General features: G+C 50.1%; 15 protein-coding genes. 4 read left to right on the top strand and 11 right to left on the bottom strand.

The window, feature by feature from the left end; genetic code table 11:
- Positions 1–32: 32 nt before the first annotated feature.
- The 4 genes from NNL21_RS09580 to NNL21_RS09595 form a co-directional block, all read right to left on the bottom strand.
- Positions 33–920, bottom strand: a complete 888-nt coding sequence (locus tag NNL21_RS09580; RefSeq protein ID WP_204817301.1) for a phytanoyl-CoA dioxygenase family protein — start codon at positions 918–920, stop codon at positions 33–35.
- Positions 921–1,015: 95 nt separating this feature from the next.
- Complete coding sequence (locus NNL21_RS09585) at positions 1,016–1,882, bottom strand: helix-turn-helix transcriptional regulator (RefSeq protein WP_204817300.1); 867 nt, start codon at positions 1,880–1,882, stop codon at positions 1,016–1,018.
- Between the two features lie 110 nt (positions 1,883–1,992).
- Positions 1,993–2,916: a S66 peptidase family protein gene (locus NNL21_RS09590; RefSeq protein ID WP_204817299.1), complete on the bottom strand. Its 924-nt coding sequence runs from the start codon at positions 2,914–2,916 to the stop codon at positions 1,993–1,995.
- Positions 2,917–3,052: 136 nt separating this feature from the next.
- The gene (locus NNL21_RS09595; protein WP_204817298.1) at positions 3,053–3,430 is read right to left on the bottom strand and encodes an IDEAL domain-containing protein; all 378 of its coding nucleotides are present in this window, start codon (positions 3,428–3,430) and stop codon (positions 3,053–3,055) included.
- 263 nt (positions 3,431–3,693) lie between these two features.
- On the opposite strand from NNL21_RS09595, the gene NNL21_RS09600 reads away from it, so the two are divergent.
- On the top strand, positions 3,694–4,476 hold the full coding sequence (locus tag NNL21_RS09600) for an electron transfer flavoprotein subunit beta/FixA family protein (RefSeq protein WP_204817297.1): 783 nt from the start codon (positions 3,694–3,696) through the stop codon (positions 4,474–4,476).
- Complete coding sequence (locus tag NNL21_RS09605) at positions 4,473–5,450, top strand: electron transfer flavoprotein subunit alpha/FixB family protein (protein ID WP_204817296.1); 978 nt, start codon at positions 4,473–4,475, stop codon at positions 5,448–5,450. Before NNL21_RS09600 ends, NNL21_RS09605 begins: the two co-directional genes overlap by 4 nt.
- A gap of 56 nt (positions 5,451–5,506) precedes the next feature.
- Here NNL21_RS09605 and NNL21_RS09610 read toward each other — a convergent pair whose 3' ends face one another.
- From NNL21_RS09610 to ndk, 3 genes are all read right to left on the bottom strand, one after another.
- Complete coding sequence (locus tag NNL21_RS09610; protein ID WP_204817295.1) at positions 5,507–6,838, bottom strand: DRTGG domain-containing protein; 1,332 nt, start codon at positions 6,836–6,838, stop codon at positions 5,507–5,509.
- Positions 6,839–7,723: 885 nt separating this feature from the next.
- Complete coding sequence (locus NNL21_RS09615; protein WP_204817294.1) at positions 7,724–7,912, bottom strand: hypothetical protein; 189 nt, start codon at positions 7,910–7,912, stop codon at positions 7,724–7,726.
- A gap of 250 nt (positions 7,913–8,162) precedes the next feature.
- Positions 8,163–8,585, bottom strand: coding sequence for a nucleoside-diphosphate kinase (gene ndk / locus NNL21_RS09620; protein ID WP_204817292.1), 423 nt, complete (start codon positions 8,583–8,585; stop codon positions 8,163–8,165).
- Positions 8,586–8,894: 309 nt separating this feature from the next.
- Between ndk and NNL21_RS09625 the strand changes: the two genes are divergently transcribed.
- Entirely contained in the window at positions 8,895–9,956 is a 1,062-nt protein-coding gene (locus NNL21_RS09625; protein ID WP_204817290.1) for a Gfo/Idh/MocA family protein, read from the top strand.
- A gap of 20 nt (positions 9,957–9,976) precedes the next feature.
- Positions 9,977–10,816: a Gfo/Idh/MocA family oxidoreductase gene (locus NNL21_RS09630; protein WP_204817289.1), complete on the top strand. Its 840-nt coding sequence runs from the start codon at positions 9,977–9,979 to the stop codon at positions 10,814–10,816.
- A 124-nt stretch (positions 10,817–10,940) separates the two neighbouring features.
- Here NNL21_RS09630 and NNL21_RS09635 read toward each other — a convergent pair whose 3' ends face one another.
- From NNL21_RS09635 to NNL21_RS09650, 4 genes are all read right to left on the bottom strand, one after another.
- Positions 10,941–11,075, bottom strand: coding sequence for a hypothetical protein (locus tag NNL21_RS09635; protein WP_204817286.1), 135 nt, complete (start codon positions 11,073–11,075; stop codon positions 10,941–10,943).
- A 25-nt stretch (positions 11,076–11,100) separates the two neighbouring features.
- A complete protein-coding gene (locus tag NNL21_RS09640; RefSeq protein WP_256555139.1) occupies positions 11,101–13,026 on the bottom strand; it encodes a hypothetical protein in 1,926 nt (641 codons plus the stop codon).
- Between the two features lie 460 nt (positions 13,027–13,486).
- Positions 13,487–14,665 (bottom strand): DegT/DnrJ/EryC1/StrS family aminotransferase, encoded by a 1,179-nt coding sequence (locus NNL21_RS09645; RefSeq protein WP_204817284.1) that lies wholly within the window; start codon positions 14,663–14,665, stop codon positions 13,487–13,489.
- On the bottom strand, positions 14,652–14,855 hold the full coding sequence (locus tag NNL21_RS09650) for a YwzD family small protein (protein WP_256555140.1): 204 nt from the start codon (positions 14,853–14,855) through the stop codon (positions 14,652–14,654). Before NNL21_RS09650 ends, NNL21_RS09645 begins: the two co-directional genes overlap by 14 nt.

Raw genomic sequence — 14,855 nt, forward strand, 5'->3', positions numbered from 1 at the left:
CCCGCGACCGGTCATTCCACTGTCAGCCGCTCTTACACACGATGAATTTTGTGAGCGGGCGGTTGATTGCGGGATGCCTCCCACAAGCTTCTCCATGTCTCATGATCCGTTAGAATGTTCTCCGGTGCCGCCTTGCTTCTGACGGCAAAGGATGGCTGGAATGAGCGCCCTGAATTGGCTCCACTCTTATGATAGCGAAGGTCGATCGACCACCGGACCCGATCCGAGCGGTTCGTAATTCCGCGGTGCGGCGTGTATTTATTCATGATTACGACACCGCCTTTGCGGCATTCTGCGCAAACAGGCTCAACGTGAGGCAGCTGTTCCGGGACGATCGTCGTCCCTCCCTCCGCTTGATGCTTCATATAGCCGCGCTTGAATACCTCCGGCATGACCTCCATGCAGCCTGTCTCCGCCGTAGCGTCGATGAGCGGCAGCCAGAAGGTAATGATTTCGGATGCTTCCGAGTCCTCGGAGGTAACCGCACAATCCTGATGCCAGGGCACGTTCTCATAATAGCTCGTTTCCGAGCGGCCAGCCGCCGGGTTCACAGGCAGCTTCGCGCGCACATGCTGAATGGGATTACAGCTGAGCTCGCTTCCCAGCAAGCACTCGACCAGATCGAGGAGGCTGTCGTTCTTAAGGAAATCGAACATCGCTTCCCCCAGATATTCGTTGATATCCAGCCCTCTGCCTATCTCGGCACATTGTGCATGAAGCAGGGCATATCGTTTGTCGAACGGTTCTGCTTCATACAGATTCGCAATCTTCCCTTCTGCATGGAGCTGCTGCGCCTTCTTGTCGATCTCGGCCTTGATCTCATCGATAACGGGCTGCAGAATCTCGTCGCTCAGCACATCCTCAACGATTAAATAGCCTTCAGTCTGATATTGAATCACTTGTTCAATCGTCAGCCTCATGGTTGCGATCCTCCCTGTGGGATAAGATTGTTCACTCCTCTATCATAGCAAGCGGCAATCACAGCCAGAAGGTAGAAAACAACGATGAATGCGGACTATATTATCCTGTATTCCGTAGGCGCGCGGCCATGATGCCTGCGGAATACACGGGCAAAGTAAGAAGCATCCTCATACCCCAGCATGTCGGAGATCGTAAAGATAGGCAGGTCGGTATAGTGCAGCAGCTTCTCGGCTTCCGTCATGCGCAGCCACTGGAGATAAGCCATCGGCGCCTTGCCGGTATGCTCTTTAAAGACGCGGCATAGGTAATTAGGTGACCAGTGAACCAGATGCGACAGATGCTCCAGCTTCAGCGCATCGCCCATATGAGTCCTCATATACTGCTTGAGCAGGGCGACCTCCTTGGCCCCCTTGAGTAGATCCGCAGCCTCATCGGTTCTGCCGATCTGCCAGATCGTTTCTTCGGTCCGCATCAGTAAATCCGCCACCATGAGCGATAGATGCTCCGCGGTTATATAGCGGTTACCCGGATCAAGAAGCCTTTGGAAGCCTTCAAGCAGGAACGGCCTTAGATGGGCAGGTATGAATATCGGCCCGGTACGGTACGAGTCCGGCAGCGGTTGTCCCCGCTTCTCTTCCACCCAATCGAAGAAATTAGCCGCTACCGGAACATCGAGTTCGTTCCGGACAAGAAAGGTGCATTCCAGATTGTTCAGCGGGACGCGTTCGTTCCCATGAAATTGATGCCATTCATTCGGATTGATGATATATAGTAGTCCGGCTGATGCTTCGCTAAGCCGATCGTTGATCAGAAAGCTTCCTAAGCCCTCCGTTATGTACATCAAATGAAATACCGGATGCTGATGCCGCGGCGTTAGCGTGCCCTTGCGATTCGTCTGAAAGTCGGTCGTAATATGGTCGATCTTCAGGTTCTGTTCATGCATGACGATACGAATGCTCATAATCTCAGTCCCGATCTCAAGCATGTCCTGTGCCGGACATGAAGCGAACGGACTACCCGTTCACCACCTTCCTTGCGGTTCGTCTGCTCCACAGCCTGTGATGAATGATATCAGATCCTGACCACACTCTCAAGAACCGTTAGCGTGGCGTTGTCTGCATTCATATTCACTACCGCCCCGATAGGAATGGCTGCTTTGTAGCGTCCATGTCCGGATGCCAAATTCGTGAGCAGCGGTTTGCCCAGCGGCACCATGAACGTTTGTATGAAGCTCTCATAGGTCACGCCATACGATTCCGGGCAATTCGTGCATTCTCCCATCACGATGCCGAGGCAGTCGCTTAATTTTCCTGCCAGCGCCAGCTGGTTAACCATTCGATATACCTGATTGATTGGCTCATGCGTTTCTTCGATCAGCAATATTTTGCCGAGTGTATCAATCTCATAGGGGGTGCCCAGCGTATCGACGAAGGACGTGAGGTTGCCGCCAACTATCGGACCCGTAACGCTTCCGCTTACTCTGCCCACAAGTGGATGGCCTTCCGGGTTCAATATCGCTCTTGTTCGGACAGGTGTGGATGTCGCAGCAAAAAATTGGTCGTAATTATACGCAGGCTCGGATGAAGTGAAATTGAGGAGGAGCAAGCTGTGGAAGGTAATCAGATCGGCAAATTGATACAGGGCATTCTGCAGAACGGAAATATCGCTGTAACCGGATAAAATTTTTGGATTGCGGTTTATCGCATTATAGTCGAGATAAGGCAGGATGCCTGCTACTCCAACCCCGCCGCGCGTAGGAAGTATGAGGTCGACATCCGGATTTTCAATCATCATCATGAAATCGGAAGCCCGCTCCCGATCCGTACCCGCAAGAAAGCCGTTATCCGCATAGACGTATCGGCCGAGAACAACTTGAAACCCCATCGATTGCAGCGTTCCGATTCTGGCATTGATCGTATCTGCACGTAAAGGACTTCCTAATGTTACAACGCCTATCGTGGCTCCCGGACGCAATATGGGCGGTTTTACGGTCATTGTTCTCCCCCTCCGACAAGTCTTTTATACGACTATATGTGAGGAAGCTGCAAATCGTGCCTAACATAAAAACAGGTGACATGCGCCGCGGCCCTTGCAAGCGGCGGTCATGTCACCCGATATAAAGTCATGGTCATTATTCTCTTGTGCCGGATAAGCCCAATCGATTCGTATAAGCCGTATATATAGGCGATGAGTCCTTCGCTTTACTTGCGCGCGGTTGAATGCCTCTCCGTTTCTCGGTCAACTCCATGAACCAAGCTTCATCCTTCGTTGATAAGGCAAGGTCAATTAAATTTTCAATCGAAGGGGCATCCTCCATCGCAAGCTCCGGCAGCTTCTTGAGCCGTTCTTCCCGTACAGCAATAAGGGTCCCAATAGCGTCTTCATAATCGGATTGAACGACATGGACCTTCACGATTCTCTGCAGCGATTCGATTGACTCGATAAAACCGTGGATGAGCTGTCCATCGCTCGTTTTCCCTTGTACCCATTCACTGATTTCAAATTTCATTGTCAACACCACCTATCTGAAAGTGTAAAGAGTAACTGTAACTAGTTTAGTTACTGTAATAATAATAGATACAGTTAAGTGTGTCAAGTTTAATCCGACATTCATTGCCCCATTTGCTCTTCATAAGATTATAAACAGAATTATCCATTCCGATGCCCTAAACGAGCGGTCCCAATCATAAAATAAATATCAGAATCACGATTTTTCCGTACCGGAGCTTGCCCCAGGTATGCCACCTCGTTACAAGAAAGGAGCAAAACACGATGAAGGTAGGCGTAATTATGAAGCAAACATTCGATACCGAAGAGAAAATCATCATCCATAACGGTATCATAAGTGAAGAAGGTGTTAAATTTGTCATCAATCCCTATGATGAATATGCCGTGGAGGAAGCCATCCGTCTGAAGGAGAATGCGGGCGGGCAAGTCGTTGCGATATCCGTCGGACCTCCGCGATGCGCCGAGGCGCTTCGAACTGCGCTCGCCATGGGCGCCGACGAAGCCATTCTTATTACGGATGACCGGATTCCACACGACGAGTACGCTGTTTCTGTCGTTCTTGCCGCATACTTCGCAGATAATCCCTTCGATCTCATTCTCGGTGGTAATTTTGCCATCGATACCGGAGCGGGTCAGGTTGCCGTCCGGCTGGCAGAGCTGCTTCAGCTGCCGCATGTCTCCTCGATTACGAAGCTTACGTTCATCTCCGTCGAGCGTGTGCAGGTGGAGCGGGATGCCGAAGGCGATCTGGAGCTGCTGGAGCTTGATCTCCCCGCACTGTTCACTGCCCAGCAAGGCTTGAATGAGCCGCGCTATCCGTCGCTCCCCGGGATTTTGAAAGCCAAGAAAAAACCATTCCAGCAGCTGTCTCTCGACGATGTGGGTATTGATCCTAACGACGTACAGGCCAAGACGAATCGGGCGGAGCTCTTTCTTCCTCCCGTCCGGGCAGCCGGTCAAATTCTGCAAGGCGATCTGCCGGAACAGGCGGCGAAGCTTGTCGGACTGCTTCATATAACCCCACGCCCGGGAGGAACCTCGTTATGAGCAGAACGTTTCTAATTATAGCGGAACACCGGGACGGCAAGCTTCGCCAAGTGACGATGGAAGCGCTCCAAGCTGCCATAGAGGCCTCTGAACATGATGACCGCATCTCGGCCGTTCTAATAGGAAGCGGAGTGGAGCCGCTCGCCGATGAGCTGTCGGCCTATCCCTTGTCTGAAATCCACCTGCTGGATGAGGATCAATTCCTGACTTACAATCCGGAGACCTACACGGCTGCACTAGGGGGTATAATTGAAACGGTCCGTCCCGATGGTCTGTTTATTGGACATACTGCGATGGGTCGCGACATCGCCCCGGCGCTTGCCGCGAAGCTGCAAGCCGGTCAGCTGTCGGATGTGATCGCGATTGAGAAGATCGATGATTCCGTTCTATTCACGAGACCAGTATATGCAGGTAAAGCGCTGGAGAAGAAGACATTCGCCCAATATCCTTGGGTCGTAACGGTGCGGCCTAACAATTTCATTGCCGCCTCTCGATCTGACCATCCCCCGGCATCGATCACGAGGGTCGTTAGCACTTCCGCCACCCCGCTCCGGACGATCGTCAAAGACGTCGTTCGAAAAACATCCGGAAAAGTAGACTTGACGGAGGCGAAGGTAATCGTGTCAGGCGGACGGGGCGTTAAGAGTGCAGATGGGTTCAAGCCGCTTGAGGAGCTGGCGGAGCTGCTTGGCGGTGCGGTCGGCGCATCGCGCGGCGCCTGCGACGCTGGCTATTGCGATTATGCGCTTCAGATCGGCCAGACCGGCAAGGTGGTCACGCCGGAAATTTATATTGCCTGCGGAATAAGCGGCGCTATTCAGCATCTTGCCGGCATGAGCGGCTCTCGCGTTATCATAGCCATCAATAAGGATCCCGAGGCTCCGATATTTAAAGTGGCGGATTACGGCATCGTCGGCGATTTATTCGAGGTGGTTCCCCTTCTTACCCAAGAATTTCGCAAGGTTCTCAATTAATAGCAAAGACAGCCCGCATGCCTTCACGGCCTGCGGGCTGTCTTGCTGCTGCTTCGTTACGGTTGATCGAACACGCGAGCGGTTATCATAGCTTGCGCCACCCGTTTATCCCCGACCGAGACTTCAACTTCTACCTTGCAGAATCTTCGGCTGGATTCGATGACGGTTGGGAACAAGTCCACCGTATCCTCGATTTCGACTGGCGCGAGGTAGTACACGGAGGTGCTGTCAATATGCAGATCCCCCCGCCGGTGCTCCTTCATCGTGCGCGTCACGACCTGATTGATGAGACTGGCTAATATGCCTTCGGAGAGATTGCCGACCTGGTTGCTCATATGGGCGTCAATGACGCCGCGGTAGTATAACCGCCCATGATCGTCGCGGTTTCCTTGAAAAGCCGACCATATCTGGTTTTCCAGCGTTTCTCCACTCTGCGGCTGCATCTGAATATTTTGCATCGCTTTGAGCACATCTTTCCGGCTGATGACGCCCGAGAGCTTGCCTTCCCCGTCAATAACAGGCAGCAGCTCAATGGCCTCCCATACCATCATATGCCCCGCGGTCGCAACCGAAGTCTGCATGGTAACGGTGAGCGGATTGCGCGTCATAATCTTATCGATCGATTGAATCCCTGGCGCTCCAATCAGATCCTTAGTCGTAATCATCCCGATGGGTTTATCGTTATCGTCTACGACGGGGAACCGGTTATGGTTCGTCTCCTCGATGCGCTTCAGCACATCTTCTACCGTATCGGACTTTCGCATATAAGCAAGCGGGAGATCTAAGCGGACAATATCCCCGACCAGTACGATCTGTTTCTTGATCAGCCTGTCATAGATGGCACGGTTGATTAAGGCTGCTACCGTAAACGTGTCATACCCGCTGCTGATGATCGGAAGCTCCAGCTCATCTGCGAGGGCTTTCACATCCTCGGTCGTGTTGAACCCGCCCGTAATCAATACGCCTGCGCCCAAGGTTAATGCGCTGTAATGGGCTTTATTCCGGTTCCCTACGATGAGCAGGTTACCCGGTTCTATGTATCGCATCATCGCCTCCACCTGCATGGCGCCGATGACGAATTTACTCAAAGTTTTCTGCAGACCGGCTGCACCGCCCAGCACTTCGCCATCTACCATCTTGACGATCTCCGCGAACGTCAAACGGTTGATATGCTGCCGCTGCTCCTTCTCAACCCTGACCGTTCCTGTTCGTTCTTTCGTGCTGACAATTCCCCGGGTCTCCGCATCCTTAATGGCCCGGTAAGCCGTTCCTTCACTTACCTCCAAAGTTTGTGCGATCTTACGAACCGAAATCTTCGTCCCCACAAGAAGTTCTTCAATATATTGAATGATCTGCTCATGTTTCGTCGTAAATTCAGGAGGGCCCATCGTATCAAACTCCTCAGCGATAACTGTTGTATTCTGCGCCACCTATTATATAACAGTTGATCCGAAATGAAAATGAGAGGAGCGGCATCGAACAGCCTGCTTTCTACTCTAGAGATCTTCCATATAATTCTTCATATGGGCAGCTGCTTCTGCCAAGACATCTCTTTGCCGCTTTAAGTGACTGATGTCCTTACGTGCGGTTAAGAGGAATTCATGGTGATCGGTCAGAACCGGCGGGCAGAAGCTCAGTCCCTTCAATAGGGATTCCAGTTTCTTGTCTCCGTAGAAATACCTTTCGTTCAGTGCGAACAACACCTGGGTCATGTTCTGAATGTTTGGTTAACAATGCCGGACGTATAGACAATATCCATTCGTTCGATAGCGCTCCGATAGTGAAAATTAGAGATCCAAAGATTGCTTTTCCACCGGAATTCCTGAATAATCGCTTGTCTCATCGCAGGCGGATAGGTCTTAATGGTTTCCTTCAAACGGCTAATCAGACCGTAGGGGTCTTCAAGCGGTTAACAAATGGGAGCACATCCTCCGCATATATAAATATCCAAATCCGAATGTATATCCGATCTGTCTTTGGTGTGAGCACCCGCCAGCGCAATCGCATATTGTCCGCGAATGGTTTGCTTGTAAATGGGTAAGAGTTCATGAATGACGGATAAAATCTCCACAACGGCACCACCTATAGGTATGATTATTCTTTAGTTCGTGATGGGTACGATATATCCTTTCATGCAAAAACCCACCCTTGGAATTAATGCCCAAGGGTGGGTTTCATACATAAGCCTTCGTTCTCGTCATTCATCATGGTCCATGTCTTATGAAATGTCCGGCGGGATAAGAAGATCCTCGTTATTCCTGCATAAGCCTTCCTTAATCGGCGTAACGATAATAGTAATGATTCAAATAATGATGGGAAATCGGCATTTCACTCGCTTCTTCGCAATCCGGGCAAAGAATCGAGGAGGATTGGCCGGATGGAGCGGACTTCAGCCCCCCGCCGCATGAGAAACAGATTTCTTGAATGGGCTCTGTGTTTGATTTGCCTTGACTTGATTCCATACAATCCCCTCCGGTAATGTTATATAACAGTTTTGATATCGTTGAGGTTATTATATAGCAGATCCATAATCTGTTTCAATACTGTTTTACAAAAAAACTGTTGTTATATAACATATGCCCAGGAATAAAATGGACACCGTTGCTCCAGCTCCCAGCAGCCATAACAAGAACAGCAAGCCGACTCCCATCTCGGATGGAAATCGGCTTGCTGTAGAACAAGATCTATTGAAAAGGGCTAGCCCTTTCGATTTCAAGAAGAGGCAGCTACACGTTCTTTACCGAAGAACAACGCTATTTCTCTGCTGACGCTTTCCGTCGAATCCGAGCCATGGATAATATTGCTCGCCACATTCAACGCCATGTCGCCGCGGATCGAGCCTGGCAAGGCCTCAACCGGATTCGTAGCGCCGATTAACGCCCGCGCATTCTTGATGGCCTCATCGCCTTCCCAGATCATGGCGAAGACCTGTCCGGAAGTAATGTAATCGACCAGCTCACCGAAGAAGGGCTTATTCTTCAGATGGCCATAATGAAGCTCAGCCGTCTCATTGGATATCTGCATCAATTGGGCACTTGTCAGTCGTAGTCCTTTGCGCTCGAACCGAGCGACTATTTCACCAATAAGTCCTCTTTCCACGCCGTCTGGTTTAATCATGATAAACGTTTGCTCCAACGCATTCCACTCCTATTCCATGTGAGTAAGGGTTTCTGGTAAGGACGTGCTTAGCTGCTGCCCCCTCTCAAACTACGTGATTACATTTAATATACTACTTATTGAATAGGATGCAACGTATAGAAGTGTACATCCTATTAACGATTATATTTTCGTTCATTAGACTGCTTCATGAGGCCGGATATACAGCTATGCTTTACCAATAAAAAAAATATCCGGTTTGTTTATTTTTTTTAGAGGAATGTTTCATCAAATGGCGAAGTATACAGAGAACAGCTGTAAATTGTTAGAAACAAGGAGGATTCGACAATGACAAAAATGAAAGTAGCCATCATTGGATGCGGGACGATTGCCAAGAGCGCACACATTCCAGCATACCTGAAAAATCCAAATGCGGAAATCAAATATTTCTGCGACATCAATCCCGAAGCAGCCGATAAGGCCGTTCAGGAATTCGGCTGCGGCCAGGCGGTCGTCAATTACCGCGATATCTTAAACGATCCCGAGATTGAAGCCGTATCGATCTGCACGCCGAATGATGGTCACGCTTCCATAGCGATCGATTTTCTAAGAGCGGGCAAGAATGTCCTGTGCGAGAAGCCTGCGGCAAGAACCTATGCCGAGGCGTTAGAAATGCAGAAGGCGCAGAATGAAACCGGCAAGGTATTGAATATCGGCGTCGTCAACCGCTTCAATAAAGGCGTTAACATTATTAAAAGCATGATTGCAAACGGCGAGCTCGGCGAGCTGTATCATGTCTATGCCAGCTTCCGTGCCCAGCGGTCCATCCCAGGGCTAGGCGGCGCGTTCACCACGAAATCCATTGCCGGCGGCGGCGTTCTGATCGACTGGGGCGTCCACTTCCTGGATATCGTGATGTACTGCTCCGGTGACCCGACTCCGAAAACCGTGTCCGGCCAGGCTTATTGCAAGCTCGGCAAGGATATGGAGAACTACTCCTACTTGAATATGTGGGCGGGTCCGCCGAACTACGCCGGAACCTACGATGTCGACGATTTCGTAACCGCGATGATCCGTACCGAAGGACCGAGCATTACCTTAAACGGCGCATGGGCGCAGAACATCGGCGTCGATGAGATGTACATCGATTTCTTGGGCGATAAGGCCGGGATTCGCTTACAGTACGGTTCCGACTTCAAATTGTACAGTGCTCAGAACGGCGCTCTGCTGGAGACCATCCCGAAATTCAATATGGGCGAGCACTTTCAGAATGAAATTGACGGCTTCCTGGCATGTATCAAGAGCGGGGAGAAGCTGCCTTCTCACATCGATACGGTCATTGTCACGGCGAAGATTCTTCAAGGAATCTATGATTCGTCCGAGAATGGTAAAGAAATTACTTTCGAATAGGCTCCGGGAGCGTGAACAATATGAAGAAGATCGGTTTTATCGATTATTTTCTCGATGAATGGCATGCGGAGAAGTATCCCGAATGGATTGAGAGCGCATCTGGCGGTGCGATGAAAGTCGCCTATGCTTATGGCATGAAGGATTCGGACACGGGGCTGAGCAATGCGCAGTGGTGCGCCAATAAGGGGATTGAGCTGCTCTCGTCAATCGAGGAGGTCGTGGAGAAGAGCGATTACCTGATCGTCCTGTCGCCGGATTATCCCGAGTTTCACGAAGAGCTGGCCCTGCTGCCGCTGCAATCGGGGAAGCCAACCTATGTAGACAAAACATTCGCACCTGACCGTGCCACGGCGCTGCTGCTGTTCGATACGGCACAGAAGCACGGGACACCGATGTACTCGAGCTCCGCGCTTCGGTTCGCAGCTGAATATGCCGCTGCTCCGCGGCAGGGGATCGAAACGATCTGCAGTATAGGACCAGGAAGATTCGACAACTATTCGATTCATCAGATCGAACCGATCATTGCCTTGATGGGCAGTGACGTGCAGCGGGTGATGTATATCGGAACGCCGAATTCACCCGCACTGCTCATCGGGTTTGCCGATGGACGGCAGGCGACGATCAACCATTTTGGCGGCGGCTGTCCGTTTAGCCTGACCCTCAACTACGATTCGGGCGATTCGTCCATTCTACGGCCGGAGTCTGACTTCTTCGGACTCTTCATTAAACAGCTGGTCACCTTCTTCGAGACGGGTGAAGCAACTGTGGACCCTGCAGAGACCATTGCCATTATTACGATCATTGAGTACGGCTTCAAAGCCGCTCAATCGCCTTATCATTGGGTCGAGCTGCCATCCTAATCTAGATCACTCAAGCTGCTTACTAATAAGGGGACCCTCGGCGATTGCCGCCGGGGTCCTCCTCTTATTGTGCTATCTTGCTGCGCTGCCTCTCTACGCCTTCCTTGTAGGTTTCGACAAGGGCTCATTGCGTTATCTCACGGATATACGTTTCCGTAATATTGCGAGGCCTTGTAATTGCACTCCCGATCACGACGAATTGTGCGCCCAGCTTCAACGCCTCATTCACTTGGGAAGGGGCTGTAATCAATTGTCTCACTGCCCTTCACTCCCGCGATGACATTCTATTTCTCAATCACATGAAAATCGATGAATCTATCTTTTAATAGTCCCATCATAAGACCAGAAGTAATCTCCGCGACGGTCCATCCCGACTCAATCGCCCAAGGCCCCCAGCCCAGATCGGCCGGAGATCCATACACCTCCTGCAGCTCCACATCGAACGCCCTGGCCCAAGCGCCATCTATATACGGATTCCCGCTATGCAGCTGTGCCGCGACCATGAATGACGCCAGTTCTTCCCACAGCTTCAGGAAATAGTCGTCCCGGGTTACAAAATAAGCTTGAATAAAGCCCATTGGCAGCCAGTTATTCGAGTATAGCAGATCGATGACCGGGTCGCCGTTCTGCCCGATCAACGAGCTTTCCCCTTGCCCCATCTCATGTCTCATCTCGGCTTGATAGCCTTCATCCCATTCCAGATAAGCACCGGAAGCATGCTTATACCGTTGTAAATCCTTCGTGACACGGTACAGCCATTCCTTATGCTCCGCCGCGCCCGTTACTCCGTACAGCCAGCTTAAAGGCAAAATCAATCGGCAATACTCTTGTGTTTCACTTTGCTCCCTAGTGGTATGCGGATAGACCGACATCATCGTCTCCAAGCCTCGGAGACTCGTGTCGAGAAAGGATTCGATCCCCGTCAGCTTATACGCTAACAGGAGCGCGGCATAATAATAAGCGTTATAGTGAGCAGATGGCAGATTTCCGGGTTCATTACGCAGCTTATTCATTTGCTCGGGATTCAAATGAATATGATCCGTGCGGAATACTCTCGTTCCGTCGGTCCCTGTTGTACGAACCAAGAATTGCAAAGCGGCTATCACATCGTCCAAGCGATCCCGTGAATTCGTGTATAAGCATTGTAACAGCTGCGGGATGACTGCACGGGCAACATCATCCTGGTAACAGATGCCCCATGCTTCTTCCGTCCAACGCATCATTCCGTAGCATTCATCACGATCTTTATACATATAATTCTCGAATATATAATGATGCAGGTTATTGGAAACCGTTAGATTCCGTTCATCGCCGCTGAGCATATACTGCAAAAAATAAGATAGCGCAACTTCTCCGATGCAATCTACTCTTCGCACATGACTGATCCGTTGACTTCCGTCCGAATAGATTTCGGTTCCGATTCCTTCTAATACCCCTGTCTTGCCTTCATCATATACGATGCCCGAACGTTCAAACCAGTTCATTGCCCGGGCCGTGCAGCGCTGAATTTGCTGATTGAAGCCCTCCTCCTTATTCCACGTTCCGCTCGAGTAAGTGAATGGGATATCCTTCAATTCGACTTCCGCATCCCATAACCAGCCTATAATAAAGGAAACGATATGCACGATTCTAGCCTTCGGCGCAAATCTGGCTTGTATGAAGGGGGTCAATCGAAATGAACAGATCAATAGATTCTTCGGGTCATCAAACCATAGTGCACGATCGGATATCGATTGGTAGAATTCCTCCTTCACCTCGATATTGTCATGCGCATGGACTGCCGAATATTGCAAAATTGGTTTATTATGCGTACATGCAATCCCATGCGGCCGAAGACGCATGCCGCATTGGTCATCTATCAGCATGCCGGCCGATAACCCATTGATTTGATGGGGATCCGCACAATAAACAAGCCGCTGGAACCGGGTAGTAGCAGGGGGTTCAAAATAGACATGGCCTATACTGGCCACATATTCGGCAAATACCCTTTTCCCTTTTTTGATTTGCGCTTCTATGCGAAGACGCTCCGGTGCCAAGAACAGCATCGGTTTGTCCGCGGTCCCGCCAAGAATAGCAATGGCATCGAACGGATCCAGATCAACATGCACTAATTCTGCTTTCTTGATCACGAACGTATTCGGATCCCTAGCTAGCATGATCTGCAGCAAATCGCTATTGTCCTCTGTAACCACAACCACTTTCTTGTTCAACCTCAACGCCTCCATTCGGATATTGATCATTTTGCAGCCGCTGCCAGCTGGTTCTGCTTCGTGACAGATCAATCAACTCATATAAATTGAAATCTCATAGAGCGTGTAAATTCTAGTTGGATTGTCGAATGTAGGGTATGGGCAGGTAGACTTTCTCTTAAATGTTGTGTTTCATTACGTGGATGACAACTGAGGAGGGTATTATTTCTTAAATCTAATCTATCATTATTAGAGGATAAGTTCAATATTTACACTATAAATGGAGAATATATCTTTTATTGTATGGCGTAGAAAATCAGTTCTCTTTCTAACTTATAGAACCAGCTTTAGTTACACGCGCAAAGGTATTAGATCTATTTATTTGGGGGCTGGTCTGGATCGGTTAGAATAGAAGGCTTACATACGCGGATGGGGACCGCTAGCGTATTTGACGTTAGCGGTCCTTTTTTACGTTGGGGGATTAATATAAGCGTTTAACCAGTTGGTTTGCAGCCATAACATCCTTCATGCAATGAATAACCCTATCCTGATCCTCTTCTGTCAGACCGGATCCGGACGGGAGACATATGCCATATTGGAAGGCATACTCCGAGAAGCTTAAACTCACATGATGCGGATAATAACTTGCTTGTCCGAACAGCGGCTGAATATGGAGCGGCTTCCAAACCGGACGGGCTTCTATGTTTTCTTTGGCCAACGCAAGCAGTAGATCATTGACGCTGCTCCCCGCTTCCGCCGGATTAATCGTCATGACCGTGAGCCAACGATTTGAGCGTGTATCCGCTAGCTCAGGCATAAACTGAATGCCTGGCAGCTCCGACAAGTGCTCATAATAGCGGTTAAACACAGCTCTTCTTGCATTCACTCGATCATCCAGTACCTGAAGCTGGGCTCTTCCTACCCCCGCCAATAGATTGCTCATGCGATAATTATAGCCGAGCTCGCTGTGCTGGTAATGAGGTGCCGGGTCTCTGGCTTGTGTGGCGAGAAACTGTGCTTTGCGCAGCGCTTCGACGTCGTTGGATACAAGCATGCCTCCACCGGAGGTCGTAATAATTTTGTTGCCATTGAATGAATAAATGCCGAATCTGCCGAACGTCCCGCTCGCTTGCCCTTTATAGGTAGACCCAAGCGATTCCGCGGCATCCTCGATAACGGGAATATCATAACGGTCGCATACCGCCATAATTTCGTTCATCCGTGCGCTCTGCCCGTACAGGTTCACGACAATCACCGCTTTAGGCAGGGTCCGATCCCGATCCGCCTCTTCCAAGGCCCTTGTCAGCGCCTCAGGAGACATATTCCAGGATTCCGGTTCCGAATCAATAAACACAGGGGCAGCTCCTACATAAACAATCGGATTAGCGCTCGCAACGAAAGTCAGACTCGAACAAAATACACGATCTCCCGGCTTCACATCCAATAATCGCAAGGCCAAATGAATAGCAGCCGTCCCGGAAGATACGGCCGCAGCGCCTTTGACTCCGGCATAGGCCGCAAGCTCATGCTCGAATGCATCCACATTCGGACCGAGCGGAGCAATCCAGTTCGTGTCGAACGCATCACGAATATAGTCTTGTTCTCGTCCACTCATATGTGGAGGAGATAGGTATATTTTCTTTTTGCTATCGATTTCCATACAGGTCTCCCTCAGGCCAATTGATTTGGTTTATACTTGTCTCTATACATTCGAATGTAAGTATTCGGTTCTTGATCTCTTCAATTACTTCCTTCACTTCCAAATGAGCGGCATTCTCGCCCTTATTGTGAATCTCTAGTAATATCGTTAACAGCTGTGACTGGGTAAGTTCCTTAGGAGGATTCACCAT

It is taken from the genome of Paenibacillus mendelii (assembly GCF_024498075.1).
Classification (GTDB): Bacteria; Bacillota; Bacilli; order Paenibacillales; family Paenibacillaceae; genus Paenibacillus_Z; species Paenibacillus_Z mendelii.